The organism is Asticcacaulis sp. AC460, assembly GCF_000495795.1.
Lineage (GTDB): Bacteria > Pseudomonadota > Alphaproteobacteria > Caulobacterales > Caulobacteraceae > Asticcacaulis.
Genome location: NZ_AWGD01000021.1, coordinates 103561 through 130554, shown reverse-complemented (window position 1 = coordinate 130554; position 26994 = coordinate 103561). Strand labels below are relative to the sequence as shown.

The 26994-nt window shown below is 59.9% G+C and carries 24 protein-coding genes and 1 tRNA gene; 13 read left to right on the top strand and 12 right to left on the bottom strand.

Annotation, left to right across the window (positions count from 1 at the left end):
- The first annotated feature begins 38 nt into the window (after window positions 1-38).
- The 6 genes from ABAC460_RS36915 (at window position 39) to ABAC460_RS36890 (ending at window position 7068) form a co-directional block, all read left to right on the top strand.
- Entirely contained in the window at window positions 39-2285 is a 2247-nt protein-coding gene (locus tag ABAC460_RS36915; protein ID WP_023453738.1) for a sensor histidine kinase, read from the top strand.
- Window positions 2285-3685 (top strand): nitrogen assimilation response regulator NtrX, encoded by a 1401-nt coding sequence (gene ntrX / locus ABAC460_RS36910; RefSeq protein WP_031236834.1) that lies wholly within the window; start codon window positions 2285-2287, stop codon window positions 3683-3685. The genes ABAC460_RS36915 and ntrX overlap by 1 nt, the downstream gene beginning before the upstream one ends.
- Before the next feature lie 8 nt (window positions 3686-3693).
- A complete protein-coding gene (locus ABAC460_RS36905) occupies window positions 3694-4557 on the top strand; it encodes a D-amino-acid transaminase (protein WP_023453736.1) in 864 nt (287 codons plus the stop codon).
- A gap of 126 nt (window positions 4558-4683) precedes the next feature.
- Window positions 4684-4932, top strand: coding sequence for an RNA chaperone Hfq (gene hfq / locus ABAC460_RS36900; protein ID WP_006274368.1), 249 nt, complete (start codon window positions 4684-4686; stop codon window positions 4930-4932).
- A gap of 23 nt (window positions 4933-4955) precedes the next feature.
- Window positions 4956-6275: a GTPase HflX gene (hflX, locus tag ABAC460_RS36895; protein WP_023453735.1), complete on the top strand. Its 1320-nt coding sequence runs from the start codon at window positions 4956-4958 to the stop codon at window positions 6273-6275.
- Window positions 6276-6300: 25 nt separating this feature from the next.
- Window positions 6301-7068, top strand: coding sequence for a tetratricopeptide repeat protein (locus ABAC460_RS36890; protein WP_023453734.1), 768 nt, complete (start codon window positions 6301-6303; stop codon window positions 7066-7068).
- Between the two features lie 113 nt (window positions 7069-7181).
- On the opposite strand, the gene ABAC460_RS36885 is transcribed toward ABAC460_RS36890, so the two are convergent.
- From ABAC460_RS36885 to ABAC460_RS36865, 5 genes are all read right to left on the bottom strand, one after another.
- Window positions 7182-7670 carry a winged helix-turn-helix transcriptional regulator gene (locus ABAC460_RS36885; RefSeq protein ID WP_023453733.1) on the bottom strand — a complete coding sequence of 163 codons (489 nt, stop codon included), beginning with the start codon at window positions 7668-7670 and terminating at the stop codon, window positions 7182-7184.
- Between the two features lie 253 nt (window positions 7671-7923).
- Window positions 7924-8520: a DUF6438 domain-containing protein gene (locus ABAC460_RS36880; protein ID WP_023453732.1), complete on the bottom strand. Its 597-nt coding sequence runs from the start codon at window positions 8518-8520 to the stop codon at window positions 7924-7926.
- An 81-nt stretch (window positions 8521-8601) separates the two neighbouring features.
- Window positions 8602-9408: a nucleoside triphosphate pyrophosphohydrolase gene (gene mazG / locus ABAC460_RS36875; protein WP_023453731.1), complete on the bottom strand. Its 807-nt coding sequence runs from the start codon at window positions 9406-9408 to the stop codon at window positions 8602-8604.
- The gene (locus ABAC460_RS36870; RefSeq protein ID WP_023453730.1) at window positions 9380-10717 is read right to left on the bottom strand and encodes an MFS transporter; all 1338 of its coding nucleotides are present in this window, start codon (window positions 10715-10717) and stop codon (window positions 9380-9382) included. The genes mazG and ABAC460_RS36870 overlap by 29 nt, the downstream gene beginning before the upstream one ends.
- Before the next feature lie 179 nt (window positions 10718-10896).
- On the bottom strand, window positions 10897-12318 hold the full coding sequence (locus ABAC460_RS36865; protein WP_023453729.1) for a nucleoside hydrolase-like domain-containing protein: 1422 nt from the start codon (window positions 12316-12318) through the stop codon (window positions 10897-10899).
- Window positions 12319-12740: 422 nt separating this feature from the next.
- Between ABAC460_RS36865 and ABAC460_RS36860 the strand changes: the two genes are divergently transcribed.
- Window positions 12741-13022 carry a hypothetical protein gene (locus ABAC460_RS36860; protein WP_023453728.1) on the top strand — a complete coding sequence of 94 codons (282 nt, stop codon included), beginning with the start codon at window positions 12741-12743 and terminating at the stop codon, window positions 13020-13022.
- A 72-nt stretch (window positions 13023-13094) separates the two neighbouring features.
- On the opposite strand, the gene ABAC460_RS36855 is transcribed toward ABAC460_RS36860, so the two are convergent.
- Genes ABAC460_RS36855 through ABAC460_RS36835 form a run of 5 tightly spaced genes read right to left on the bottom strand, consistent with a single transcriptional unit; the run spans window position 13095 to window position 17188 of the window.
- Window positions 13095-13907, bottom strand: coding sequence for an MBL fold metallo-hydrolase (locus tag ABAC460_RS36855; protein ID WP_023453727.1), 813 nt, complete (start codon window positions 13905-13907; stop codon window positions 13095-13097).
- Window positions 13904-14692 (bottom strand): TatD family hydrolase, encoded by a 789-nt coding sequence (locus ABAC460_RS36850; protein ID WP_023453726.1) that lies wholly within the window; start codon window positions 14690-14692, stop codon window positions 13904-13906. Before ABAC460_RS36850 ends, ABAC460_RS36855 begins: the two co-directional genes overlap by 4 nt.
- Window positions 14693-14710: 18 nt before the next feature.
- On the bottom strand, window positions 14711-15712 hold the full coding sequence (locus ABAC460_RS36845; RefSeq protein ID WP_023453725.1) for a DNA polymerase III subunit delta': 1002 nt from the start codon (window positions 15710-15712) through the stop codon (window positions 14711-14713).
- Window position 15713: 1 nt separating this feature from the next.
- Complete coding sequence (gene tmk / locus ABAC460_RS36840) at window positions 15714-16370, bottom strand: dTMP kinase (protein WP_023453724.1); 657 nt, start codon at window positions 16368-16370, stop codon at window positions 15714-15716.
- Between the two features lie 47 nt (window positions 16371-16417).
- A complete protein-coding gene (locus tag ABAC460_RS36835; RefSeq protein WP_031236830.1) occupies window positions 16418-17188 on the bottom strand; it encodes an SPOR domain-containing protein in 771 nt (256 codons plus the stop codon).
- A 181-nt stretch (window positions 17189-17369) separates the two neighbouring features.
- On the opposite strand from ABAC460_RS36835, the gene ABAC460_RS36830 reads away from it, so the two are divergent.
- From ABAC460_RS36830 to ABAC460_RS36805, 6 genes are all read left to right on the top strand, one after another.
- Window positions 17370-17459, top strand: a tRNA-Ser gene (locus ABAC460_RS36830).
- Between the two features lie 71 nt (window positions 17460-17530).
- Window positions 17531-18472 (top strand): homocysteine S-methyltransferase family protein, encoded by a 942-nt coding sequence (locus ABAC460_RS36825; RefSeq protein WP_023453722.1) that lies wholly within the window; start codon window positions 17531-17533, stop codon window positions 18470-18472.
- A 79-nt stretch (window positions 18473-18551) separates the two neighbouring features.
- A complete protein-coding gene (locus ABAC460_RS36820) occupies window positions 18552-19817 on the top strand; it encodes a solute carrier family 23 protein (protein WP_023453721.1) in 1266 nt (421 codons plus the stop codon).
- A gap of 264 nt (window positions 19818-20081) precedes the next feature.
- Window positions 20082-21437 (top strand): glycoside hydrolase 5 family protein, encoded by a 1356-nt coding sequence (locus ABAC460_RS36815; RefSeq protein ID WP_031236828.1) that lies wholly within the window; start codon window positions 20082-20084, stop codon window positions 21435-21437.
- An 82-nt stretch (window positions 21438-21519) separates the two neighbouring features.
- Window positions 21520-21744, top strand: coding sequence for a sulfurtransferase TusA family protein (locus tag ABAC460_RS36810; RefSeq protein WP_031236827.1), 225 nt, complete (start codon window positions 21520-21522; stop codon window positions 21742-21744).
- A 106-nt stretch (window positions 21745-21850) separates the two neighbouring features.
- Window positions 21851-23179, top strand: coding sequence for a diguanylate cyclase domain-containing protein (locus ABAC460_RS36805; protein ID WP_023453718.1), 1329 nt, complete (start codon window positions 21851-21853; stop codon window positions 23177-23179).
- Here ABAC460_RS36805 and mfd read toward each other — a convergent pair.
- Entirely contained in the window at window positions 23176-26661 is a 3486-nt protein-coding gene (gene mfd, locus ABAC460_RS36800) for a transcription-repair coupling factor (RefSeq protein ID WP_023453717.1), read from the bottom strand. The genes ABAC460_RS36805 and mfd overlap by 4 nt on opposite strands.
- On the bottom strand, window positions 26658-26939 hold the full coding sequence (locus tag ABAC460_RS36795; protein ID WP_023453716.1) for an FAD assembly factor SdhE: 282 nt from the start codon (window positions 26937-26939) through the stop codon (window positions 26658-26660). The genes mfd and ABAC460_RS36795 overlap by 4 nt, the downstream gene beginning before the upstream one ends.
- Window positions 26940-26994 lie beyond the last annotated feature (55 nt).

Below are 26994 nucleotides of genomic sequence, written 5' to 3'. Positions count from 1 at the left end.
AAGACACATACTTGAGACGACGGGGCCTTCATATCTTGATGCGCAGCATCCGGGATATTCGCTCAGCCGGCCTGAAAAGGCTGTTGCTGGCGGCGGGTTATGGCGCGTCAATCCTCACGACCGCCTTTATCGTCTGGCTGATTATTGCCGGCCCTGGAATAGGTCCCATAGCTCAGACCAGTGAGTATCTGCTGATCCTCGCATGTTTGAATCTGGTCCTGCTGCTCGGTCTGATTGCTGTGGTGATCCGGCGGGTAATTAAGATTGCTCGCAGCCGTGGCGCCGACGCCGGTGCCCGGCTGCATCTGCGCTTCGTATTCCTTTTCTCCGTTGCCGCCGTTACGCCCGCGATTATCATCGCCCTGATGTTTGGCGTGCTCAATCGTGGTATCGACCAATGGTTTCAGGAGCGCGTCGACAGTTCCGTTGAAAACGGCGCAGCGATTGCCAAAAGCTATCTGGCTGCCGAGCGCAACTCTGTCCAGACGGCGATGGTGGACCTTCAGGCGGCGCTGCAGAGCGAGGCCGCGCACCAACTCTATCCCGACCGCCTGGCCTTTTCGCAGGCGCTCAAGAGCCGTCTCGATAGCAACGGTGTACTGACCGCGATCTATATCATCGATCGGCAAGGACAGATTCTCGCACGGGCGGAAAGCCCTGACGCGCCGGTCTATGTTGCGCCAGCGGACGATGTTCTGGCCTATGTGGCGCGTGAAGGCCCAATCCTGGCGGAGTATCCAGGCCCGGATGCGCAACGGGTTGTGTTTCCGCTTACAGGATACGATGGAGCCATGTTGTACGGCGTGCGTTTGCTTCCCGAGGGGATCATCAAGCGCTTACGCGACTCCGAAGCCGCCATCCTCGACTACCGCAATATCAAGGACGCCCGCGCGCGCGGACAGGGCCTGTTCATAATGGCCTATGTTGAAGCTGTGTTGCTCGTTTTGATCGGCGCGATCTGGGGCGGTACTTCGGCGGCGGAAAGCATCGCCATTCCTGTGGCCCGACTTGTGCAGGCAGCCGGCAAGGTCGCCAGCGGGGATTTGAACGCACGAGTCATGACAACCCGACAATCCGAAGACATTGCTGTGCTGTCGCGCGCCTTCAATCACATGACGTCCGATTTGCAAACCCAGCAGCAGGCTCTGAAACAAGCCGGTGACGAAGCGGAAACGCGCCGCCGCTTCATCGAAACCGTGTTATCCGAAATCAGTGCAGGCATTGTCGGTCTCGACGAAGGCGAGCAGATTTCCGCCATCAACCGCCATGCTGCAAACTTTATCGGGATTCCGAGTGACGATGCGGTGGGACTCAAAATTCGCGACGTAGCCCCTGAAATCGCTGAACTTCTGGATAAGGTCTCTGCCCACCGCGTTGAAGAGCAGGAAGTCGACCTGGTACGCCGCGGTGAAACCCGCCGGGTCCGTGTCCGCGTCTCCGGACTGGAGACCGGCGGTGCGGTTCTGACCTTCGACGACATCACCCGCCTGATCGCCGCCCAGCGCAACGCTGCCTGGAAGGATGTCGCCCGCCGCATCGCGCACGAGATCAAGAACCCGCTGACCCCGATCCAGCTGTCGGCCGAGCGCCTGCGTCGCAAATACCGGGCCCAGATTGAGACAGATGTTGAAACCTTTGATCGTCTCAACGACACCATCATCCGCCAGGTCGGCGATATCGGCCGCATGGTCGACGAATTTGCCTCGTTCGCCCGCATGCCGGCGCCGAATTTCGCCGAGGAAGAGGCTGCCGAACTGGTGCGGTCTTGCGTTTTCTCCCAACGCGTCGCCCGCGCCGACATTATCATCGACATCGTCGAACCCTTGCCCGAGCTAAGGGTTGTCTGCGATGGTCGCATGCTGGGCCAGGCCCTGGGCAATGTTCTGAAAAACGGCGGTGAAGCCATATCGTCGCGGTTGCTTCGCGACCGCGGCAGCGATGTCATCACGCCGGCCGATGGCATTGTGGGTCACCTGCGCGTCGAAATGACCGCGGAGGAAGGCTTCCTGCTGATCACCGTCGAGGACGACGGCATCGGATTGCCGGAAAAAGACAGGGACCGCCTGACCGAGCCCTATGTCACGACGCGTGAAAAGGGGACCGGCCTGGGGTTGGCCATTGTGAAGAGAATTCTGGAGGACCACGGCGGCGAGTTCTGGCTCACCGACGCTGTCCACCTGAGCGGCGCGCGGGCCGTATTGCGTCTGCCGCGCCAGCAGTCGGGCCTGATGCCCGCTGCCACCGATATCCCGGCCACGGCCGGGAGCAAGCTGATGAGGGTATGATGAAAGTATCGTCTGGCGTAGATATTCTGGTTGTCGACGACGAAGCCGACATTCGCGAGCTGATCGCGGGCATATTGGAGGATGAAGGCTATGCCGTGCGCACCGCTGCCGACTCCAATGCCGCCTTGCGGGCCATCAAGGCACGAAAGCCCAGCCTGTGCGTGTTGGACATCTGGATGCAGGGCGGCGGCCTCGACGGCATCGAGCTGCTGGGCGTCATCCACGAACTGGATCCCGATATTCCAGCCATCATGATTTCGGGCCACGGCACCATCGAGACAGCGGTGACGGCGATTAAGAAGGGCGCTTTCGATTTCATCGAAAAACCCTTTAAAACCGAGCGCTTGATCATGGTTGTTCAGCGTGCACTTGAGCTGACCAGCCTGCGCCGTGAGAACAAGCGCCTGCGCTCCCAGGCGGTCGTGCCGGATGGCCTGATTGGCAATTCGGCGGCGGCGCAACTGCTGCGTTCGACCATCGCCAAGGTGGCGCCGGCCAATTCGCGCATCATGATTTCCGGTCCGGCCGGTTCCGGCAAGGAACTGGTCGCGCGGATGATCCACGAGTCTTCGCCGCGGGCGCGCTGCGAATTCGTGCCCATCTCGGCCGCTGGCATGACGCCCGAGCGTCTCGATGTCGAGCTGTTCGGCGAAGAAGGCGAGGGCGGCAAGCCGCGCAAGATCGGCGTGTTCGAACGCGCCCATGGCGGCACTCTGTTCCTCGATGAAGTCGCCGATATGCCGCCGGAATCCCAAAGCCGGATTCTGCGCGTGCTGGTCGAACAGCGCTTCCAGCGCGTTGGCGGCGCCCAGGATGTTCAGGTCGACGTTCGTGTGATCTCTTCGACCTCCAAGGACCTCGCCCAGGAGATCGGTGGCGGCCGCTTCCGCGAAGACCTGTTCCACCGCTTGAACGTGGTGCCCGTGCGCGTGCCAGGCCTGTCCGAGCGCCGCAGCGACATTGCCGAACTGGTGACCTACTTCATCGAACGCATTGCGGCCGCGCAGGGCCTGCCACGCCGCAACCTGTCGGAAGACGCCATGGCGACTCTGCAAGTCCACGAATGGCCCGGCAATGTCCGCCAACTGCGCAATAACATCGAACGCCTGCTGATCCTGGCCTCGGGCTCGCCCAATGAGCCGATCACCGCCCAGATGCTGCCGTCGGAAGTGGTGGAATCGGCGGTAGCCGGCGCCATCCGGCCGGAACGCATCATCGCCCTGCCGCTGCGCGACGCCCGCGAAGTGTTCGAACGCGAATATCTGTCGTCCCAGATCGTCCGCTTCGGCGGCAATATATCGCGCACCGCTACCTTTATCGGCATGGAACGCTCGGCCCTGCATCGCAAGCTGAAGTCGCTGGGCTTGGCTCACATCCGCGGCGAGGAAGAGGACGCGTAACCCACCCCATGTCACGCACTGCCTATGTCAATGGCGCCTATGTCCGCCAGTCCGAAGCCGTTGTCTCGATCGAGGACCGCGGGTATCAGTTCGCCGATGCCGTCTACGAAGTCTGGTCGGTGTTCGATGGCCGCCTGGCCGATCTCGAAGGCCATCTGAACCGGCTGGAACGTTCGTTAAGCGAACTGAAGATCGTCATGCCCATGCCGCGCAACGCGCTGCTGGTCGTGCTGACCGAGGTCGTCCGGCGCAACCATATCCGCGAGGGCATGGTCTACCTCCAGATCTCGCGCGGTGTCGCGCCGCGCGACCACGTCTTCCCGACCAATGTCCGCCCGGCCATGGTGGTCACAGCCCGGCCGGTCGACCGCCTCGCCGCCGCGAATAAGGCTCTGATCGGCCTCAAGGCCAAGTCGATGCCGGACATCCGCTGGGGACGCTGTGACATCAAGACAGTGGGCCTGTTGCCCAATGTCCTGGCCAAGCAGGCGGCCAAGGAAGAGGGCGCTGGCGAGGTTATCTTCGTCGATAAGGACGGCTTCGTCACTGAAGGCGGCTCGACCAACGTCTACATGGTCGGCGATGATGGCGTCATCCGCACGCGCGACCTTAAGGCGAACATCCTGGCGGGCGTCACCCGACTCACCTTGCTCGACATGGTTTCGGATACCGGGCTCGAAATCCGCGAGGAAGCCTTTACACTCGAGGCTGCGAAAGCGGCTTCGGAGGTGTTTATTACCGCCGCCACTTCCCTAGTCATGCCGATTGTTGCTATCGATGGTCACCTCATAGGCGATGGCAAACCCGGGCCGGTGGCAAGCGGCTTAAGGGATTCGTATATCGGCCGGGCCCGCCGTACGGCTTTGGTGTGAAGACTTGCAAAATAATTTTACCGCAGTGCGGTTGAAATCACGGAAGTTATTTGCCTATTATCGCGCGTTGTCTGTGTGGGGGGTATCGTGCTCCCCAAATTTTTATGAAATGAGAAGGGCCGATTAATGTCCCACGACAAGAAGCAAAACCTGCAGGACACGTTTCTGAACAGTGTCCGCAAAACAAAAACTCCCTTGACCATTTTTCTGATCAACGGCGTCAAGCTGCAAGGTATCGTCAGCTGGTTCGACAATTTCTGCGTGTTGCTGCGCCGCGATGGCCAATCGCAACTGGTGTACAAGCACGCGATCTCGACCATCATGCCGGCCGCACCCGTCCAGCTCTATGAGCAAGAAGACGACGCCGATGATTGATATCCCTAAAAGGGGATTCTTCATTGACTGACAAATATATCGATCACGCCCCCGACATCGTCCGGGCGGTTGTCGTCGACCCGGATATCGCGCACGCTGCCGACCAGCGCGCCGCGCCGCGCCTGCATGAGGACTCGCGTCTGGAAGAGGCCATCGGCCTTGCCCTGGCGCTGGACCTCGAAATCGTGGGCTCGCTGTCGGTGCGTGTGCGCAAACTCAATCCTGCCACCCTGTTCGGCGCCGGTAAGGTCGAAGAGATCAAGGCCCTGTGTGAGGACGCTGAAGCTTCCCTGTGCGTGGTCAACGGCGCCCTGACCCCGATCCAGCAACGCAACCTGGAAAAGGAACTGGAGCGAAAGGTCATCGACCGCACCGGCATGATCCTGGAGATCTTCGGCCGCCGCGCCCGCACGCGCGAAGGCAAGCTTCAGGTCGAGCTGGCGCGGCTGGAATATGAAAAGTCGCGCCTGGTGCGGACCTGGACCCACCTGGAACGCCAGCGTGCCACCGGCACCACGGGCGGTCCCGGCGAAACCCAGATCGAACTCGACCGCCGCATGATCGCCGACAAGATCAAGCAGTTGAAAACCGAGCTGGACGACGTCCGCCGGACGCGCAACCTGCATCGCGTCCAGCGCAAGAAGGTGCCGTATCCTATCGTTGCCCTGGTCGGCTATACCAATGCCGGCAAGTCGACCCTGTTCAACAACCTGACCCGGGCCGAGGTCCTTGCCAAGGACCTGCTGTTCGCTACGCTCGACACCACCCTGCGCACCCTGAAGCTGCCCAACGGCCGCTCGGCCATGCTCAGCGACACGGTGGGTTTCATTTCGGACCTGCCGCACGAACTGGTCGCCGCCTTCCGCGCCACCCTGGAGGAGGTCGAGCAAGCCGACCTGATCCTGCATGTTCGCGATGTTTCCAATGAGGAAACCGAGGCTCAGCGCCAGGACGTCGAACAGGTTCTGCAGCAGATCCTGCCCGATCTCGACCGCGGCCGCATGTTCGAAGTCTGGAATAAGATCGACCTGTTGGATGCTGATTCCAAAGAGGTTTTGTACAGCCGCGCCGTCACCGCCCGCGATGCCCAGAAACCCATACCCGTCTCCGCCGTCACGGGTGAGGGGATAGAAGCCCTGCTATCGCGTATCGCCGCCTTGGTCGATGCCGAAGGCGAGGAAATCGACCTGGTTCTGGAACCGCACCAAGGCGAGGCCCTGGCCTTCCTGTATCAGCATGGCCGGATCATCGCCCGCCACGAGGACGAGGACGGCAGGGTCCACGTAAAGGTCAAGCTGTCGGACATGGCCTATGGCCGCTATGAGCGGATGGCCGCCGGATAACACTGCGGAGATTGGGGGAGCGCACATGAAAGACGTTTTTCAAAAGTTCGCCGGCTGGTTCAGTGCGCGCGAACCGGGCGCCAATGATGTCGTCCTCAAACCCGGTGATATCATCATTCAACACAAGGATCGAAAGGGTTGGTGCGCCGTAAAAATCCTGGCCATCGACCCTTTTGACGGACATTCACCGACGGCGCATTGCCTGACCTACGATTACACGCCGCAGGAACCGACGCTCGTCACCGTTTCCGGCCTGGCCGTGAAGGTCTGGCATGCCCCGATCTCCGCCGGAGCCTTTGAACACGATTGGAAGCATATCGGCAATCAGAAGGTCAGTCCGGACGAGCTCGGCGGCTTTGTCGAATATCTCAAGCTCACAGACTTTCCGCGCTACATCGAATTTACCGGCCAGGATGTCGAGCAGGTGATCAATCGCGCCAACGCCCACTATCATGAAGCGCTCATCTTGCACGATCAGGGGAAGGCCGCGGCGGCAATTCCGCAGTACGAGAAGGCCATAGACGTCTTCCCCTTGTTCTTTGAGGCTATCGACAACCGTGCTTTTGCTCTCATGGAACTGGGCCTCTTTGATCGGGCGCTGTCCGGCTTTCGCGAATCGTTGCACGTGAATCCCGATGGTATGGCGGCTTTCTTTTCCAAGGGAGAATGCCTGCTGCGCCTGGGATCGCTGAGAGAGGCGGAACAGGTTTTCGCCGCCGGCCTACTGAAGTTTCCCGAACATAGTGAAATCTTCCAAAACTTTCTGGATGAGGTCAGAGGTCTGAAAAACTGATCGACGCCCGATTGTGATCAGCGAATTCAGCTGCGCTTCAGGCCTGCCAAAATGCATGAGGATTAACTCATAAATATTTGATCTGTAGACAGAAAATCTGAATTTCCCTTACCTCAGAACAGGCTCAGGGTCTCGTCCGCGGCTTCGCGCGGTTCCGGCTTGCGGCGCTTTATTGGCGACTTCGGCGTATTGGCCCTGACCAGACGCGAGACGAAGACCGGTTTATTGCGCTGCATCTCGGCCACGACATCCTTCGGCATGTCGGTACGGCGTTCGTGCTTAATCGAATAGAGCGCCAGTTCGACCAGCAGCGGCGCCAGATCAGCGCCTTTTTCGGTCAGGCTGTAGATGAATTTTCGCGCATCGGCCGGATCCGGCTTTTTGACCACCAGTCCGTTTTGCTCCAGCCGTGACAGGCGGTCGGCCAGGATGTTGGTGGCGATCCTCTCTTCCGATCGCAGGAACGCCTGATAGCCGGTATGCCCGCGCAGCATAAGGTCACGGATAATCAGCATGGTCCAGGAGTCACCTATCTGCTCCAGCGTCAGATTGACGGGGCACAGAGACCGGTGTGTCTTGTCCGGCGCAGGCTTCTTGATCAAGGGGGGCTTCGCCGCCGGCGCTTCGGCCCGGATCAGCCGCGACCTGGGCCCCGAAGGCCGCGGGGCAGGGGGCGGAGGTGAAGCTTTAGCGGTTCGTTTCATGGCGCGGCACCGGTCATTTTGAATGGCGTGGCGCAAGTCTTAACGCGACCGCCTTTCGATTCGCAATCAGAACGAAAACGCAACTTTTAAATTAAAAGCGATATTGTGATTAACTTGCTGATGGCAATGGGCATTCAGGAACGCTTTCAAATCAAAATGTATTTTTCTTCGGTTTGAAAGGCCGGATATGGCGCTTCACCTCTTCGGTGCCGGCGTCGCCGCGAGCCAGGCTGTTGACGCGGGTCAACGCTTCCAATTGTGCTACGCTATCTGAAACGGAAGCGTCATCCATGGCCTGGTCGCTGCCCGGTTTCCATTTCAGGCAGCCATTCCGCCGCACCTCCTTCTTGACATGAAGCGTGATCAGGCAGGAACCGCCGATCCGGTTTGGGCCCGCCGGCATAGCCTGCGACCAGAAGGACGAAACCTGCAAGTCGCGGATATAGGCGCGCAAATCCTCGTCCGAGACTCGGTAGATGTAGCTGCCCTGGACCTTGGTTCCCGCGCCGCCTTGGTAGACCACGGTGCCGTCACCGAACGCATCGATCCGGTAACTCGGACAATCGGCGGCCGTTGTCATGGTGGTGCAGGGAAATTGCACATAACTGATATGGGCGTCGCGTAGCGCCGCATCTTCACGCCAGGTTTGCCAGGCCGGGGCGGCAAAACCGAATAAAGCTGCGGCGCCGGCGACCAGCGCGCCCCATAGGACTAATCGTTTGATAGCGGTGGCCTTGGCCTTCAGCATGCACAAACTCCGATTTAACGGAGTTTACGCCAGGGGCAGGTTTTCACCAATTACGCCCGGCTTACGAATTCTCGCTGAAACTCACGGCTGGCTTTCACGCTCTTTGTGCTTGGCAGCGTTCCACAAGGCGTCCATTTCTTCCAGGTTGGACTGGTCGGGTGTCCGGCCCTCGGCGTGCAATGCGTTTTCGATCGACTCGAAACGTCGCACGAACTTGGCATTCGTCAGGCGCAACGCATCCTCCGGCTCGACATCCAGCTTGCGCGCCAGATTGGCCAGGACGAACAGCAGGTCGCCAAGTTCGGCGCGTGCCTTGTCCAGATCGCCGTGGTCGAGTTCGGCCTTTAACTCGGCGGTTTCCTCGTCCAGCTTGTCGACCACCTCACGCACGGTGGGCCAATCGAACCCGACCCTCGCGGCGCGCTTGGTCAGTTTGGCAGCACGGGTGAGGGCAGGGAGGCCGACCGGAACATCGTCCAGAATACCGGTCTTGTTCTTGGCCTTGCGTTCTAACGCCTTGGTCACTTCCCAGGCAGCGTTCTGTTCGTCGGCCGTGCGGTCGCCGACATCGCCGAAAACGTGAGGATGGCGGCGGATCAGCTTTTCCGACATGGCGGCGGCGACGTCATGGAAGTCGAACAACCCTTGCTCTTCCGCCAGGCGCGAATGAAAAACGACCTGGAACAAAAGGTCGCCCAGTTCCTCTTTCAGGTCGCGCATATCGTCGCGCTGGATAGCGTCGGCGACTTCGTACGATTCTTCGACGGTATAGGGCGCGATCGTCGCGAAGGTCTGTTCCCGATCCCAGGGACAGCCCCCGACCGGATCGCGCAGCCGGCGCATGACTTCCAGCAAACCCTCAATGGCCGGGTGCGGTTCCTGTGTCATTGGAAATGCCCTTTTCACGCAATCCTGCCTGAATTTCCGCATAGCGTTCAGGCGTCAGGTTATAGGAGCGCATTGCAAGGGCGCCGAGCAAGAGGAAAGCGACCGGCAGGCCGACAAAAAATATCTGCACCCACATCAGCGCCTCGGTACTATTGGTTTCGACCCTGTTGTCGAAGCCCAGCGCCGCCAGCGCGGACATGGTCAGGACCGAAAAGGCATAACCCAGTTTCGTCGTCGCCGACAAAATCGCCATCAGGGTTCCCTTGTGGTCATGTCCTGTTTCCAGAAGGACCTCATCCCCGATGTCGGCCATAAGCGCGCGAGTCAGCAGAAGGGACGCGGCATAAGGAATGCCGGCGAGAAACACCAGCCCGGCGGTCACCGGGAAATTCTTTTCCGGCAAGAAGCCCAGGCCGGCATAAATCACAGCGAAGATCAGGCTGGAAGCAATCAGTGTGCGGTGTTTATTGTACTTTTTGGACGCCCAGTTCCAGATCGGTGCGCCGACCAGGCCGGCAAAGAAATAGAGGAACATGGCAATATTGCATTGCTCGCGGTTCAGCCCCTTGGTCTGAATGAAGTAGAAGAAGAAGAGGGCGCCCATAATGCCCGGCGCCAGACCCAACCACAGGTCGGCCAGCAAGACACGAATGACGTTTGGTCGCCGCAGCATTCGAAAATAGTCGCTTAACCTGACATCGTGCGCCGAGGTATTGGAGATCTTTTCCGGTACAACCCAAAGCGCGATACCGATCATCACCGGCAAAAGAACCATGATGAATACCCCCATGGCCTGAACGGCCAGGGTTTTGGATCCGCCCATGACGTTCATCACAAGAATGGGGATCAGCAGAACCGCAATAATGCCAACGATATTCGCCATTTGCCACCAGGCAAAAATCCGCGTCCGCTCGTTATAATTGTCGGTCAGAATGCTGCCCCAACTGGACTGGCTAAGCGCAGCTATGGAAAAACCGATATAGATGATGATCAGCCAGCAGCCGAGGTAGATTGGCGACACGCCGGCAGGCGCCAGAAATATAAACCCCGTCGACACGAAGAGTATGGGAAGGCAGATGAACATCCACAGTTTGAACCGACCCCATCGCGTCCGCGTCTTGTCCATGCCCCAGCCGACCAGCGGATCGACGAAAATATCGAACAGACGCACCACCATGAACACGGCGCCGACAACGCCCAGGCTCAATCCGATTTCGCTGGCGTAATATTCCGACAGAATAACCGCGAGGGGAAGGCCAAGCGCGGCAAAGGGCAGGCATGGGCCAATAAAGGCCAGCATCTGCGCCATCGACACTTGTCGTTCGCTGTTGGAATTCGTCCCCCCCGATGGCATGCGATTCTCCTGTAATATCCCGATCCTCAGACCTCTATAGCGAGTCTTAGGCCGCGTCCCGGCAAAAGCCAAGTTGGATTACAGTTAAAGTAAGGAGTGAACTCCGGATCAATATTGAGACTTAAGTTCATTTCTTACTTTGGGAGGATGTGGATGACCGCCCGGCGATAGCGCACAAAGGGCAGATCACCGGTCTTGGGGCGGTCGCGAACTTCCAGGATGATGTGATAAACCTTTTCGCCCGGAACGACCTGCTGGTCCGGTAAGGTGATATCGGTCTCGGGTGCATCCGGCGCGCTGATCTGCGGCGTCATCGCGAACAGGGGCGGCGAGGGATCACGGTACCACCACCATCTATAGGCCAGCCCGTCGCCGTCCGGATCCGTCGAACCCGCCGCGCTCAGGTGGATTGTATCGCCATATCTGACGGTAAGTTCCATCGGCTCCAGGCTCTGATCGCCTTGCAGGGCAACCTGGGGCGGATGATTGGCCGCCGCATAGCTCCCTGCAAGCGTCCATTGCATACGGTTGGCGAAATCGAGCTGGACCGCCTCGCGCCATCGCCAGACATCGACGCGGTTCCCGGTATGCAACTGTCCGTCATGCCCGACAGCGGTGTCCCCGGTATCGGCATGCAGACCGAATTGCGGGCTGACGGCGCCATAGCGGCCGCCCCAGCCGCCATAGTCCGGACGTTCAGGGACGCCTAGGCCGTTTGGAATGAGGTAAAGAAAGGACGGGCTGTCACCCTCGACCGCGAACAGCGGCTTGGGGTAGAGGCTGCCCAACGGGCCGACGCGGATATGTGCATCCAGCCAGGGCGGGCTCATCAGGGAAGTATCGGGCCCCGGATCGGGAAAAACGGTGTCGGCGGACATGCCCTGCCATGCCGCCCGCGGATAGTCGTTGAAGGCGTGGATGCTGGCGATCCAGAACAGTCTTGGGAATGTGGCGCGGATCCAGGGGCCGGCATCGTCTTGGTCGGAAATCGAATAGACGCGCAACTTGGCGACAAAGGCCTCGACCTCTCGCGGTGTCCGCGTCCGCTGGACGTGGTCAAGCGCTTGGGCAAGGTCGACGGCGCCACCCCAGATGCAAATCCATACCGGCCGGGCGTCGGCCTTGTCGACTTCGGCGATAATCAGCCGGGAGGCATCGGTGTCGAGCCCTTGGCCGACCCCGCTCATGCCGTAGGCGGCGCGCCCGGCGCGCACGACAGACAACAGGGCCTGGGAATCGGGATAGGAAGGCGAATGGACGCGCAAATTGGGCAGGACCTGACCGTATGCCAGCACCAGGCGTTCGATTTCTTCCGGATGGACGACCGATCTCTGCCACGTCGAGGTCGTCGCCACCAGACCGCGAATGTCGATATCATTGCTATACAGAAGGGCCCGGATTAGGGACTGGCTGTCGTCCGGCTCGTTGAGCACGTCGGTGAGGATGATGACACGCGGCTTGGTCTGGAGCGCGGCCGGCGTGCTCACTGTTGTGGCATGGACCGGAAAGGCGATCGTGAAGAGCAGGCCGGCCGACGCAAGTACGAGTGCCCACATTCCGTGGCGGCGCCTTCGCAAGACGCTAAAATGCGGCAATTCGGTCGCGCTGCCCACGATGTCCATTCCTGGCTTATTTTTTGTCTGCCGCCATAGAAGACCCAGCCAGACCAAAAGGGGAAATTCAATCGCTTCATGGAACCCATCATGCAAAACAATGCCTGCGGAGGGATACACACAAATATCGCATAATAAATATTATGGGAAATTAGATGTGCGGAACGGGCATATTCCGCCATCGCCACGCTGAACTACGACCGGCCGCAACCGGCTGATTATGGTCAACAGCCGGATACCTTCCTGGCTTATGTCTTCCTTACGCAACACGGCGGGCTTTGCCACATACCCCTTACAGAGTTTGCGTTAGGTTCATATCAACGCCATCCCGGCGTCGTGTAACCAAGTTTATCGGGGATTTCGTCATGGCCAAGTCCGCCACGCATTTTCAACCCACCACTGACACTTTTGGCGAACTGACTCTGCGCGCCCGCCGTTTCGGTTCCTATTTCACCAGCACGGCCTGGGACAGCCTGTCCGCTGGCATCGACCGCAAGGCTCTGACCCATACACTGATCATGGTGCTGTTCCTGGCTGGCTTCTTGGCCGCTCTGGCCGGTCTTTTCGTGTTCGATCAGATGGCCTTTGGCGCCGAGCAGCCAAGCCAAGTCTATTACGGCGGCGTGTCCTTGATCGACTACAATTAAAACTCAACCATGCACCGGAGTCTGATATCCGGTACTAAATAGTTGATGTAATACATTAAATCAAAACGACTTTTATCCGATCGTGATGTCGATCTGCATCTGATCGTAGGCCGGCTCGACGTGATCCGGCAGTTCCGCCTTTAGCGTCTCATAGTCCATATCGTGGTGCAGATTGGTCAGGATGGCGCGCTGCGGTTTGACCCGCGCGATCCATTCCAAAGCCAAATCGAGATGGGCATGTGTCGGATGCGTGCGCCGGCGCAAGGCGTCGACAATCCACACCTTCACACCCTCTAAAGCCGCAAAACTCTCTTCCGGCAGGCCATTGATGTCGCTGGAATAGGCCACGTCACCGATGCGGTAACCGACCGAACGGATAGGCCCATGTTCCTGGTCGAAGGTCACAACCGGCAGATGCCCGCCGGCACCGTCTACACCCCAGACCGACCCGTGAGCTGGAATGAGGTGCGGAACGCAGATCGGCGGATAGTTGAACTTGCCGGCAAAGACATAACCGAATCGCGCCAGGAAGGTTTCTCGCGTCGCTTCGTCCATGTAACCGTCGATCGGCCCGCCGCGCGCGAAGGTATAGGCGCGCATGTCGTCCAGGCCGTGCGCCTGGTCGGCATGGTCATGGGTCCAAAGGATGGCGTCGAGATGCTTCACCTGCGCGCGCACCATCTGTTCGCGAAACTCCGGCGATGTATCCACAGCGACTGATGTTACACCGTCGGTCTCCAGATCGCGAAGACCGAACCAGGCCGAGCATCGGGTCCGCCGGTTCTTCGGATTGTCCGGATCGCACGCTCCCCAATAACCGTCGATGCGCGGCACACCGGTCGAACAACCCGAACCCAAAATCTTGACGGTCAAAATCCGGCTCATGGCTGAATCCTGTCGAACAGCTCGAACAGCGCTTCGTGGGTACGCCCCCTCACCTCATCCGCGGTCCAGCCGCGGATCTCGCCGAGCTTGTCATAGACATGCGGCACGAAGGCCGGCTCGCAGCGGCGACCGCGCATCGGCATCGGCGCCAGGTAGGGACAATCCGTCTCTATAATAATGCGGTCGCCCGGCATATCCTTGATGACGTCGCGCACGTCCTGGGCAGCCTTGAACGTCGCTATGCCCGACACCGAAAAATACGCGCCCATCGCCGCACATTTACGCGCCAGCTCCGGGCCCGACGTGTAGCAGTGCAACAGCAGCTTGAACGCGCCCTTCGCCATTTCCTCTTCCAGGACCTGGCCCATCCAGTCATCGGCTTCGCGCGTATGGACCACCAAGGGTAATCCGCTTTCGCGCGCCGCCATGGCATGGACGCGAAAGACCTTTGCCTGGATGTCGCGCGGACTGTAATCGTAATGGAAGTCCAGCCCGCATTCGCCAATCCCGACGACCTTGGGCTTTTGCGCCAGGGTCAGCAGATCCTCGACCGTCAGGTCCGGATTTTCCTTGGCCTCGTGCGGATGGGTTCCGACTGTGGCCCATATGTCGTCGTTGGCTTCGGCAATGGCGTAAACCGCATCGAAATTTGACAGCCGGTCACAGATGTTTATCATCAGATCGACCCCGGCCGCCCGGGCGCGCTCGATCACCTCGGCCCTGTCTTCATCGAACTGTGGCGCATGCAGGTTGACGTGGGAATCAATATATCGGCAATCAATCATCTCAATTCACATTCTATCTTAGCTTAGTGCCGATAAGTCATTATAAATAGACCAAAAATAGTCGCCGCGATCAAGGTTGACGGATTCCGCTTCCGCCGGCACATTTTGCAGCCGAGACCATAACTTCGCCACCGATTGGCCCTTCTGCGACGTCTCAGCGCCCAAGGCGCGATCCTGTAACCGGTCGCACAGACACATGATAAAGGTAGCGAATTTGCGGGCGCCGTCGTTTTTGGCGCTCGACGATTTGAACAGTGCCGCCGCTGCCATCAACTCCTGGCGCGCCGGCTTGGCGGCCTCCAGCATCCTGCCGGCCAGGCTGTCCATCTCCAGAGCCCCTTCTTCCATAAGGCTTAGCGCTCGGCCGGGGGCGCCATGCGACAGGCGGACCAGACGGTCGACGGCCTCGTCCTCTAGTTCGATCCGCTGACGCAGGAAGGCATTGACCTCGGTGTCGCTCCACGGCGGAAAGTTCAGCCGGCGGCAGCGCGAACGGATGGTGGCCAACAGCTTTCCCGGCGAATGCGAGATCAGGAAGATGATGCCCTTGTGAGGTGGTTCTTCAAGAATTTTCAGTAACGCATTGGCGGAATTGATATTCAGGTCGTCGACGGAGTCGATGATACACACCCGGAAGGCTGACCGCGACGGTGCCTTCGAGAAGAATTCCCCAACCTCGCGAACGGCATCGACCGAGATATTCTTCTTCAGCTTGGTGTCGCCCATCTCGCGTTCCAGCACCAGGAGATCCGGATGCGACTGGGCAGTGATCAGCCGGACATCGGCATCTTGGGGCGACATCCCGAGCGCGCCATAGCTTTCGTCGCGATCGTGGCCCATCAAAAACCGGGCACAGCGAAAGGCGAAACTGGCCTTGCCCAGCCCCTGCGGTCCGCACAACAGCCAGGCATGGTGCAGGCGGTCACGTTGAAACGCCGTGACAAAGGCGCGGTCGACCGCCTCCCCGCCTTCGAAGGCGAAACTTTCGCGCGGCAGCGTCAGGCGGAGGTCATCGGCCATCTCAGGTAACTCTCAACTCGGGAAAAGAGCGGGTCATAACGTGCCAAATATCTTTGAATAACGGCTCGATCGGCTGATCGGCATTCAGCACGCGGTAACGCTCCGGCACCTGGGCGGCGCGATTGAGGAATCCCTGGCGCAGGCGTTCATGGAAAGCCAGGCCTTTGGACTCGAAACGGTTTTCTTTGTCGCCACGCGCGGACGCCCGGGCCAATCCGGCTTCGACCGGCATATCCAGTACCAGGACCAAATCCGGCTGGGTGTCGGCCACCACAGCGGCGTCGACCTGTTCGATGAAGTCCGGCGCCACACCGCCACCGGCGCCCTGATAGGCGCGCGACGAGTCGGCGAAACGGTCGCACACCACCCAGGCGCCGCGCGCCAGAGCCGGCCGGATAACAGTTTCGAGATGGTCGGATCGTGCGGCGTACATCATCAGGGTTTCGCTCATCGGCGACCAGCGCCCGGCGTCACCCTGAACCAGCAGATTGCGCAACAATTCGGCGCCGGGTGATCCACCGGGCTCGCGCGTCTGGACGACCTCCAGGCCAAAGTCGCGCAACCGCTTGACCAAGGCCTGAACCTGGGTGGATTTACCGGCACCTTCACCGCCTTCAAAGACGATGAACCGGCCCCTGCTGTTAGATATATGGCTCACGCGCTGAAATAGCCCGCCTTCCGGCGATTTCTCAAGCTCTATTTCGCCTATTCGGCGCGCTTCAAGATAGCGCCGGTAAATCCGGCATCGATGGCTTTCTGACGCCGGTTTTCGGCCGAAGCCGCGCCCTTAAAGGGACCAAGATACACTATATATATGTCGTCGCGCCGATCGACCTTGGCATCGTCAATTTTATCCTGCGTGCGCTCGGCGTTGTCTTTTTGAGAAAACGCGCCGAGTTGCACGATATAGCTTTGGTCATCGCCTGATTGCGCAGCAATATAAACGGGCGTCGATGTGAGCGGCTCGGCCGGTCCCAGGAACTTCACTCGCACCTTTGCGGTTCCTGTGGTGTAGACGCCCAGTGCTTTCGCGGCGCCACGCGACAGGTCGATGATGCGGCCTTCGCTGAACGGCCCGCGGTCGTTGACCCGCACGCGAATAGTCTTGCCGTTATCGAGATTGGTGACTTCGGCGACGCTGGGCAGCGGAAACGTCTTGTGAGCCGCCGAAATGCCATCAGCAACGAAAACCTCGCCATCGGCGGTGCGCAGGTTCGGCGATTCGTGGCCATACCACGAAGCCATACCGGTCTCCTCATGTCCTACTTGGGGTATGTCCGGACGGTAGGTCTTGCCGCGCACGGTATAGGACTTCAGGTTACCCTTGTTATAACGGGCCTCATCGGCGACGTCGGGCCCACGCACATTGACTCCGGAACTGCCGCCCGGCGTTGAGGCGCACGCGCTCAAAGTCATAGTCAAAACAATGACTAGGCCCGCGATATTGAATGTGGAATCTGTTGCTCGAACCGTCATGCGGTCGCAATCCCGCCCCTCTACGCACTCACTTCATCCAAACTATCAAGAACTTGGTTAAGAAATCCTGACGGCGAAAGTTTGGCAACTAAGGAGGCTGGTTGGCAGCGCGATATCTCTTCAAAAAACGCCTTGGCATCTGACGCGAACTCAGGCTAAAAGCCGCTTCCGCTCAAAGCACGGACAGGTGGCCGAGTGGTTTAAGGCAGCGGTCTTGAAAACCGCCGTAGGTGGAAGCCTACCGTGGGTTCGAATCCCACCTTGTCCGCCATTTCCCCTTACAACGTCTTGTTGAACAAGACCTGCTCTGCTAACCCTGCCATATCAGCAGGAGGTTTTGTTATGACAGGCTTTCCGGTACAGCGTGACGGCGTCCTTTATCTGACCGAAGGCGGCCAGGAAACCGAGATCATGTACAAATTCGGCCACGCCCTGCCCGAATTCGCCATGTATCCTCTCCTCGACAATCCCAAGGCCATGGCCGATCTGCACGGCATGTATGCGCGCTTCCTGGATGCAGCGGCAAAACACGGCTTTTCTGCCTTGGTCAGCGGTCTCGACTACCGCGCCAGCCCGGACTGGGGCGAAAAATTGGGCTATTCCCGCCAGGCCCTGGCGGATGCCCTGCTCCAGTCGATCGACTTTCTGCGTGATGCTGCGCGTCCCTATCAGGGCCAGATTCCTGAAATCCTGATCGGCGGTATGATGGGTCCACGCGGCGACGCCTATTCCCTAAACCGGACAATGACCGCTGAAGAATCAGAGGATTATCACAGTTTCCAACTCGAAACTCTCAAGAGTGCCCAGGTTGATTTCTGTACGGCCGTTACCTTCAACAGTGTCGCCGAAGGCCTTGGCGTGGCCCGCGCGGCCGCCCGGGTCGGCATGCCGCTGAGCCTCTCCTTTACCCTGGACGGTAATCACCGCCTTAAGTCCGGCCCCAGCTTGAAAGAGGCCATCGAAACCATCGACGCCGAAGCCGGCGACGCACGGCCGGATGTTTATGGCATCAATTGCTCGCATCCCATTGAATTTGAACCGGCTTTGCAACCGGGAGACTGGATCCTGCGCCTGCGCAGTCTGCGCCCCAATGCCAGCGCCAAGGACAAGGGGGAGCTCTGTCAGATCGGCCATCTCGATGACGGTAATCCGGTCGACCTCGGCGAAACCATGGGGCGGCTGGCGCGGACATATCCGCATATGGACATCTGGGGCGGCTGTTGTGGCACCTGGGAGGCCCACCTTGATGAAATCGCCCGCAATGTGCGTCAGGCAAGACTGTAGCCGTTCTCCCTGATATCCTTGCCAAAACGCCGTTCGCGCCGCACTATCTGCCTCATGCGAAAGCTGAAGGGGCAATGTCATGGCGAACGAACCGACTCAAATCATCTATCCTGAAGACCGCCTGCCGATCGGGCAGAACCTGGTGGCCGGCCTGCAGCATGTCGTGGCCATGTTCGGCGGCACGGTCCTTTGCCCTCTGCTGATCGGGTTCGATCCCAACACCACCATCTTCTTTTCCGGCATCGCAACCATTCTGTTTTTCTTCGTCGTCGGCGGCAAGGTCCCCAGCTATCTCGGCTCCAGCTTCTCGTTTATCGCCGCGATCATCGCCGTAACGGCCTATTCAGGCACGGGGCCCAATCCCAATATTCCCCTGGCCCTGGGCGGCATCATCGCGGCGGGTGCGGTCTACGCTGTCATCGGCCTGATCGTCATGAAGACCGGCCACGGCTGGATTGAAAGGCTGATGCCGCCGGTTCTGACCGGCGCTATCGTTGCCACCATCGGCCTGAACCTGGCGCCCGTGGCCGTGCAACAGGTCGGCGGCTCCCAGTTCAATATCCTGTTCGGCCTGCTCACCGTCGTCCTCGTCGCCCTAAGCGCCGTCTTCCTGCCCAGCTTCCTGGCACGCCTGCCGATCCTGATCGGTGGCGGTATCGCCTACCTGCTCTATTTCGTCGCCTGCAACCTCAACAAAATGGAAAATCCAATTGATTTTACGAAGGTAAATGACGCTGCATGGCTCGGTCTGCCGCACTTTACAACGCCGGTGTTCGAGCCCAATGCCATGCTGCTGATCGCGCCGGTTGCCATCATTCTGGTGGCTGAAAACCTGGGCCATGTCCGCGCGATCTCGGCCATGACCGGCCGCAACATGGATCCATACCTGGGACGCGCCTTCTTTGGCGACGGGATCGCCACCATGTTCGCCGGCGGCTTTGGCGGTACGGGTGTCACCACCTATGCCGAAAACATGGGCGTCATGGCGATTACCAAGAACTTTTCCGCCATAACCTTTGTAACTGCGGGGATTTTTGCCATTCTGCTAGGCCTGTCACCGAAGTTCGGTGCTCTCATTCAAACCATTCCGACGCCGCTGATCGGCGGCCTGTCCTTCGTTGTTTTCGGCCTGATCACCTCGACGGCTGGCCGCATCTGGGTCGACAACAAGGTCAATTTTACCGACCCAAAGAACTTGATCGTCGTTGGCGTCGCAGCCGTCATCAGCGCCGGCAATCTGAGCCTCAAAATCGGCAACTTCGACTTCGGCGCCATTGCCTTGGCAACCTTCTTCGCCATGGCCCTGTATCACATCCTGAACCTGAAGACGGCGCGCCGATCCTAAACCGTCAAATTGTAACCCTTTCTCAAGACCTGTCTGCAACCCTCTGGTCAGGTTGCGGAATCGTCGTCGCGTATCATGCGACGATTAAGGCTGGGGCTATTCACAACCGCCACAAACTGCGAGACTACCGGGTATGGCTTATCCGGTAGCGCTTCGTCATGCCTGGTATTTCCAGGCCTGCCCGGACGGGACATAATTATTTCGTATTTAATTAATCGCCGAATTGCCCTAAGTTGCCCGCAATCAAAACCAGGGAGATTCCTAATGCCCGAGATTTCACGTCGTCACCTTATGGGGACCGCCGCCGCTGCGACCGGCCTGACCCTGTCGGGCTGCAGCCTGCCGTCCCTGAACACCTCGGCCCCTGCCAAGGACGATTTCGTCTCTGTTGACGGCATCAAATTCAAGCTGAAGGGCGACACCTACCACTATGTCGGCGCCAACATCTGGTACGGCGCCTATCTCGGCGCCACGGCGGCCTTCGGCAACCGCGCCCGTCTCCTCAAAGAACTGGACGACATGAAGGCCCTGGGGATCGATAACCTGCGGGTTCTGGGTTCGTCGGAGCTGTCGCCGCTGAACAATTCGCTGGATCCGGCCTTCACCAACAAGCCGGGCGACTACAATAATGATCTGCTGACCGGCCTCGATTTCCTGCTCGCCGAAATGGCCAAGCGCGACATGAAGGCCGTGCTCTACCTGACCAACTTCTGGGAATGGTCGGGCGGCCTGGTGACCAACCAGTACTATTCCAACGGCGGCAACTACATCAATATGGGCGACCCGGCCCATCCGTGGCCGGCCTTTGCCGATTTCTCGGCCCAGTTCTACGCCAGCGGCGCCGCCAAGGCGGTCTATTACGACTATGTCCGCATGCTGGTGTCGCGCACCAACTCGATCACCGGCAAGCCGTACAAGGACGACACGGCCATCATGGCCTGGCAGCTATGTAACGAGCCCCGTCCGGGTGGCAGCGACGCCGCCATCGATAAGAATGTCGAGTCCTATTACGGCTGGATCAAGGACACGGCCGCGCTCATTCGTTCGCTCGATTCCAACCACCTGGTATCGCTGGGCCATGAAGGCCTGATGGGCGCCAACGGACGTGAGGATATCGTCGTAAAGGCCCATGAACACATAGATTATCTGACGGCGCACATCTGGCCGCAGAACTGGTCTTGGGTCGACGGCAAGAACCTGGCCGGTACCTTTGAAGGCGGCGCCGACAAGGTGAAAACCTACATCCAGGCCCATATCGACATTGCCCGCAAGCTCAACAAGCCCGTGGTGTTCGAAGAATTCGGCTTCCCGCGCGATGACGTTGCCTATGAACCCGGCACCCCGACCACCTATAAGGACAAGTTCTACGGCCTGATCTACGCCGCTGTCGAAGACGCCATTAAAAACAACACGCCGGTCGCCGGATCCAACTTCTGGGCCTGGGGAGGCGCTGGCCGTGCCCTGCACGCCGACTACCACATGCTGCGTGGCGAAACCGCCTATGTCGGGGACCCCCCGCACGAACCCCAGGGCTGGTACAGCGTGTTCAATACCGACACCTCAACCCAGGCCCTGATCAAGACCCACGCCGGCCATATCCATAGCCTGTCGGCAGGCTGATAACCTCTCAGACTCGCGAAAAGGCCGTGCGATCGTGCGCGGCCTTTTTGCTTTTCGGACGATCCTGTGCCAGGACAAGGCCATGACGCACATTATCGACGCCCGCGGTCACCGCTGTCCGGTTCCGACGCTCAAGCTGCGCCGTTACCTGGCGGAGCAGCCCGCCGGCACGACAGTTGTGCTCTTGGCCGACGATCCCATGGCCCAGATCGATGTCCCGCATTTTTGCAATCAAAACAGTTATTTGTTGCTATCAACCGAAACGGCTGCCGAAGGGTGGCGCTTTGAAATCTGTCGCGCGGACTGAACCGTTTTGTGTTACAAGTCTGTTTACGGTTTCACCGCTAAGAATCGGGCCGGCTGGGGCGGACGGAAGCGATTCCGTCTTAGGTAAAGGTAGAGGAGCGTAAGCATTGACCCTTCATGCGCGTCTGTTGCTGTTGAGTCGCGACGACGGCTGGCTGCAAGGGTTGAGCCGCGACCTCGATCGCCTGGGCACGCGTACCCTCTCGGCCGAAACGCCGGACGCCGCCTGCGCCGCCCTCGCCGACCTCGGCATTGAAGCCGTCCTGGTCAATGAAACCTGCGAAAAGGCCTGGCCAGGCCTGCTTGATCAATTGCGCGACGCCTGCCGCCCGCGCCGTATCGCCGCCATCATGATGCGGCACGACGATGACTATGTCATTCCACCCGGCTGGGACATGGTCTTCACCAAGGATGCCCATCCGCAGCAGATTTCGCTCAGCGTCGAACACCTGGTCCGCGCCTGCGTCGCCGAGGAAGAATACGACCTGCGCTGCCAGACCTTTAACAATGGCGCGCAAAGCCTTGATCAGCTTATGCAAAATCAGCCGGCACTCAGCCTGCTGTCGATCGGGCAGCCGGACCCGGAGTTTCTGGCGCTCAGTCACGCGCTCAGGGCCCAGGGCTGTGATATCGTTGCTGCCCTGTCCAGCTACAGCGCCTTCGACTACCTGCACGACCGCGTTTTCGATGCCGTCCTGCTCTGGGGCAGCGATCAGCCGTCAGAGGCCCTGGCCATTGCGTCGGGTATGCGTCGCAATACCCGCCTCTATCATACCCCGGTGCTGCTGCGCCTGAACCGCGTGGTGGAACTCGACCTGGGCGACGCCTTTCTGCGTGGTGTCAGTGATATTGCCAATCCCTCGGCCGGCATTGCTGAAATCTCCGATCGCCTGATGCGTTTGGCACGCGTTCACCGCCGACATATGACCATCCGCAAGACCCTGGAAGCCATGCGTGGAGAGCCCCAGATGGACAAGGGGACCGGTTTGTTCGGCCGCGATCTCTTCGCTTCCCACCTGGCGCGCCTGGCCAAGGGCGCGGTCGACCGCCAGCGCCCAATGAGCATCTGCGTGCTCAAGATCACCGAAACTCCTGAGATTCTCCGCGCCCGTCAAAAGAAGATGCTGGACCGCGCCGTGCCCCAGATCGGTTCGATGATCGCCCGTCTGGTTCGCGCCGAAGACACCGGCGGCCGCCTGTCCAATGATGTCTTCGCCCTCGCCCTGCCCGCCACGACCCTGAATTCCGCGCGCAATGTCGCCGAACGGATTTCAGCGGTCATCGGCTGCACGGCGTTCGATTCCGGCCATGGCCGCCCGCCCTTCGTGGTCGAATTTGACGTCGGCGTGGCCGAGATGCGGCCCGGCGAACCGGCGGCCGACGTCCTTATGCGCGCCGCTGCGGCTGCCGGCAACCGCGACCGCCAGGCCGTTTAGGCCCCGGCCAGCCGCGCCAGATCCTTCATGATGATTTCCGCCGCCGCGAGACGCTGAACCGCCTCGGGCCATTCGCCCTTGACCAGCAGCTTTTGGTCAGGCCGCAGCTTCCAATCGTTCGGCCGGCTCTGGATATGCTTCACCAACCCGATCGGGTTGTTAAAGGTGTCATTGCGGAAGGTTACGACGGCGCCCTTGGGGCCGACATCCAGCTTCGCCACATTGGCTTCCCGGCACAAGCCCTTGATTCCCACCACTTTCAGCAGCTGTTCGGCTTCCTGCGGGATGGGACCGAACCGGTCGATCAGTTCCGACGCCAGGGCCTCACGATCGGCCAGCTTTTCGGCCTCCGAAACCCGGCGATATAGCGCCAGGCGGATGTTCAGGTCAGAAATGTAGCTCTCCGGGATCATCACCGCAGCGCCGGCATTGATCTGCGGAGACCAACTCCGGTGATCGGACAGGTTCTCATCCGACTTCTGACGCAGTTCGGCGACGGCGTCTTCCAACATCTGTTGGTACAGCTCGACCCCGATTTCGCGGATATGACCCGACTGCTCATGACCCAGCAGATTGCCCCCACCGCGTATATCCAGGTCATGGCTTGCCAGCTGGAATCCAGCCCCCAGATTATCCAGCGATTGCAATACCTTGAGCCGCTTTTCTGAAGCGACGCTTAATGTCCGGTGCTGCGGGGTCGTCAGGTAGGCGAAGGCGCGCGTCTTGGACCGACCAACCCGGCCGCGGATCTGATATAGCTGCGCCAGGCCGAACATGTCGGCGCGATGGACGATTAACGTGTTGGCTGTCGGCACATCCAGGCCCGACTCGACGATGGTGGTCGACAGCAGGACATCATACTGCCCTTCATAGAAGGCGGTCATGACGTCTTCCAAAGCCGTCGGCGCCAACTGGCCATGGCCGATGACGAATTTGATCTCGGGTACCTGAACGCGAAGGAAATCAGCCACATCCGGCAAATCGCTAAGACGCGGGACGACGTAATAGGCCTGGCCGCCGCGGTATTTTTCCCGCAGCAGGGCTTCGCGCAACGCCACCGGATCGTGCGGCAGCACATAGGTTCGAACGGCGATGCGATCAACCGGCGGCGTGGCGATGATCGACATGTCACGGATGCCCGACAGCGCCATCTGCAGGGTGCGCGGGATAGGCGTCGCCGACAGCGCCAGCATATGGACATCGGCGCGGAAGGCCTTCAGCTTTTCCTTATGCTTCACGCCGAAATGCTGCTCTTCGTCGACAATGACCAGGCCCAGGTCCTTGAAGCTGACCTGCTCCGACAATAGGGCGTGCGTGCCGATGACGATCTCGATCTCGCCCTTCTTCAGGCCTTCGCGGGTCTCGTCGGCGTCCTTGCGTCCGACCAGGCGCGACAACTGCCGCACACGCACCGGCCAGCCTTGGAAGCGTTGGGTAAAGGTCTTGAAATGTTGTCGCGCCAGGAGAGTCGTCGGACAGACGATCGCCACCTGGCTGCCGGACATGGCGACAACGAAAGCCGCACGCAGCGCTACCTCGGTCTTGCCGAAGCCGACATCGCCGCAGATGAGGCGATCCATCGGCTGGCCCTTGCCCAGGTCCTCCAGCACATCCTGGATGGCATGCAACTGGTCGTCGGTCTCCTCATACGGAAACTGGGCGCAGAACTCGTCGTAAAGACCCGACGGCGGATCGATCTGGGCGCCTTCGCGTAAGGCCCGCGCCGCCGCCAGCTGGATCAGGCCCTCAGCCATCTCGCGCAGCTTTTGCTTGGCCTTGGCCTTGCGTCCCTGCCAACTGGCCGACCCCAGCCGATCCAGTTGCGCGCTGTCGCTGTCGGCCCCATAGCGCGTCAGCAGGTCGATGTTTTCGACTGGCAGATAAAGCTTCGACTCGGCGGCGTAATGCAGTTCCAGGCAGTCATGCGGCGCGTCATTGACGCTGAGCGTTTTCAGCCCCTCATAGCGGCCGATGCCGTGCTCGATATGAACCACCAGATCGCCCGGCGACAGAGAAGACGCTTCGGCCAGAAAGTTTTGTGCTCTCCGTCGCTTACGCGGCCTAGCTAAACGGTCACCTAAAATATCCGTCTCGGAAATGACAGCCAGGGATTCGGTTTCAAAACCATGATCCAGCGGCAGGACGGCGCGCTGAATCGGTTTCACCTTGGTGCCAGCGACGCCGTAGGTTTGGGCATCCCCCCAGCTGGCCGCCAAACGCGGTGCGGTCAAGCCGTGATCGGCCAGCATGGCAGCCAGACGGTCCGAAGACCCGTCCGTCCACGATGCGAAAATGACCCGCTTGCCCTGCTTGGCCAGGGCCTGGGCATGATCGGCCACCGTGGTGAACAGGTTCATGCTGTCCAGTTTGCGGGCTTCCGCGAAGTTGCGTCCCGGGCGTCCGCCCAGATCGATGACATCGCTGCCTTCGCGCTCGAACGGCTCGAAACGGCGAACCCTATGGCTTGCCAGTCCCCGCTGCCATTCGCCATCGTCGAGATACAGCCGCTTGGGCGCGATGGCGCGGTAAGCCGACCCGCCTTTCTCCTTCATGGCGGCGGCGCGCAGCTCATAGGCATCGGCCACCGTCTCGGCACGTTCGGCAAAGGCGTTGTCGGCCAGGGCGTCCAGCATCACCAGACTGCGCGCCGGCAAATAGTCGAACACGCTGTCAAGATGGTCGTAGAACAGCGGCAGCATATGCTCCACACCCTGGCGCCGGATACCGGACGACAGCGCAGCATAGATGGGGTCGTCTCCGGCGGCGCCGAACGCCGCCAGATAGCCTTGGCGGAAACGGCTGATGCTGTCCGCATCCATGCGGATTTCCGACACAGCGGTGAAGTTCAGTTGCGGAATCTGTTTCAGCGATCGCTGGCTTTCGGGATCGAAGCTGCGGATCGATTCCAGGCTGTCGCCGAAAAAGTCCAGTCGCACCGGTTCGGTGGCCGAAGGCGGAAACACGTCGACCAGGCCGCCACGTACGGCGAATTCGCCGCGTTCGGATACGGTCGACACCCGGGTATAGCCGTTATTGACGAAATAGAGGTCCAGTTCAGCGATATCGATCGTCAGGCCGGGCTTCAGGTTCAGCCGGCCCTGATTGATCACCGACAGCGGCGGCACGCGTTGCGCCATCGCCGAGGCCGTGGTCAGAAAAAGCACAGGCTTTTCAGGGCGCTTATCGCGATAAGCTGACAGCTGCGACAGGGCGTACATGCGCTGAGCGACGATGCCCGGCGTCGGGCTCAGCCGGTCGTAGGGCAAACAATCCCACGCCGGAAAAGTCAGGGTATCCAGGTCCGGTGCGAAGAACTTCAGTGCCTCGGCCACGGCGTTCATCCGGCCGAAATCGCGGGCAATAAACACGCTGACCCCGCCGGCCTTGGCCAGGTCAGCGGCGACCAGGCTCTCATAGCCCTCGGGGCTGCCGCTCAGGATCAGGGATGCCGCCGCACCGGTAATCTCGCTCAGGCTGGTCATGGCTGAATTTTTTTGTAAGCTGACTTATAGAACTGATTGAGCTGCTTCATGATTCCCGAATCAAACTCGACCGGTGTCTGATCGCGTTCGATGATCCAGCCATAGAGGTCATGATCCGGCACTTCCAGCAGCACTTCGAAGATGTCCAGTTCGGCGTCGCTCATCTGGCCCAGACGCTCGTCGGCGAAGTGACCCAGGATGATGTCGGCCTCCTTGAAACCACGGCGCCAGGCGCGGAAGGACAGTTTCTTCAGGCGGGCTTCACGGGCATCGCTCACGGCGGCAGGTCCTCGTTTTACTGAGGGCCTTCTCATAAACCATTTTTGGTGCTTG

What these genes read in the sequence shown, in the direction of transcription:
- ABAC460_RS36855 (WP_023453727.1), bottom strand. Translation starts at nt 13,907, where the DNA reads ATGAGCCGGATTTTGACCGTCAAGATTTTGGGTTCGGGTTGTTCGACC.
- ABAC460_RS36815 (WP_031236828.1), top strand. Translation starts at nt 20,082, where the DNA reads ATGCCCGAGATTTCACGTCGTCACCTTATGGGGACCGCCGCCGCTGCG.
- ABAC460_RS36915 (WP_023453738.1), top strand. Translation starts at nt 39, where the DNA reads ATGCGCAGCATCCGGGATATTCGCTCAGCCGGCCTGAAAAGGCTGTTG.
- ABAC460_RS36865 (WP_023453729.1), bottom strand. Translation starts at nt 12,318, where the DNA reads ATGTGGGCACTCGTACTTGCGTCGGCCGGCCTGCTCTTCACGATCGCC.
- ABAC460_RS36860 (WP_023453728.1), top strand. Translation starts at nt 12,741, where the DNA reads ATGGCCAAGTCCGCCACGCATTTTCAACCCACCACTGACACTTTTGGC.
- ABAC460_RS36850 (WP_023453726.1), bottom strand. Translation starts at nt 14,692, where the DNA reads ATGATTGATTGCCGATATATTGATTCCCACGTCAACCTGCATGCGCCA.
- ABAC460_RS36880 (WP_023453732.1), bottom strand. Translation starts at nt 8,520, where the DNA reads ATGCTGAAGGCCAAGGCCACCGCTATCAAACGATTAGTCCTATGGGGC.
- ABAC460_RS36905 (WP_023453736.1), top strand. Translation starts at nt 3,694, where the DNA reads ATGTCACGCACTGCCTATGTCAATGGCGCCTATGTCCGCCAGTCCGAA.
- ntrX (WP_031236834.1), top strand. Translation starts at nt 2,285, where the DNA reads ATGAAAGTATCGTCTGGCGTAGATATTCTGGTTGTCGACGACGAAGCC.
- hfq (WP_006274368.1), top strand. Translation starts at nt 4,684, where the DNA reads ATGTCCCACGACAAGAAGCAAAACCTGCAGGACACGTTTCTGAACAGT.
- ABAC460_RS36835 (WP_031236830.1), bottom strand. Translation starts at nt 17,188, where the DNA reads ATGACGGTTCGAGCAACAGATTCCACATTCAATATCGCGGGCCTAGTC.
- ABAC460_RS36845 (WP_023453725.1), bottom strand. Translation starts at nt 15,712, where the DNA reads ATGGCCGATGACCTCCGCCTGACGCTGCCGCGCGAAAGTTTCGCCTTC.
- ABAC460_RS36810 (WP_031236827.1), top strand. Translation starts at nt 21,520, where the DNA reads ATGACGCACATTATCGACGCCCGCGGTCACCGCTGTCCGGTTCCGACG.
- mazG (WP_023453731.1), bottom strand. Translation starts at nt 9,408, where the DNA reads ATGACACAGGAACCGCACCCGGCCATTGAGGGTTTGCTGGAAGTCATG.
- mfd (WP_023453717.1), bottom strand. Translation starts at nt 26,661, where the DNA reads ATGACCAGCCTGAGCGAGATTACCGGTGCGGCGGCATCCCTGATCCTG.
- ABAC460_RS36820 (WP_023453721.1), top strand. Translation starts at nt 18,552, where the DNA reads ATGGCGAACGAACCGACTCAAATCATCTATCCTGAAGACCGCCTGCCG.
- ABAC460_RS36825 (WP_023453722.1), top strand. Translation starts at nt 17,531, where the DNA reads ATGACAGGCTTTCCGGTACAGCGTGACGGCGTCCTTTATCTGACCGAA.
- ABAC460_RS36870 (WP_023453730.1), bottom strand. Translation starts at nt 10,717, where the DNA reads ATGGCGCAGATGCTGGCCTTTATTGGCCCATGCCTGCCCTTTGCCGCG.
- ABAC460_RS36890 (WP_023453734.1), top strand. Translation starts at nt 6,301, where the DNA reads ATGAAAGACGTTTTTCAAAAGTTCGCCGGCTGGTTCAGTGCGCGCGAA.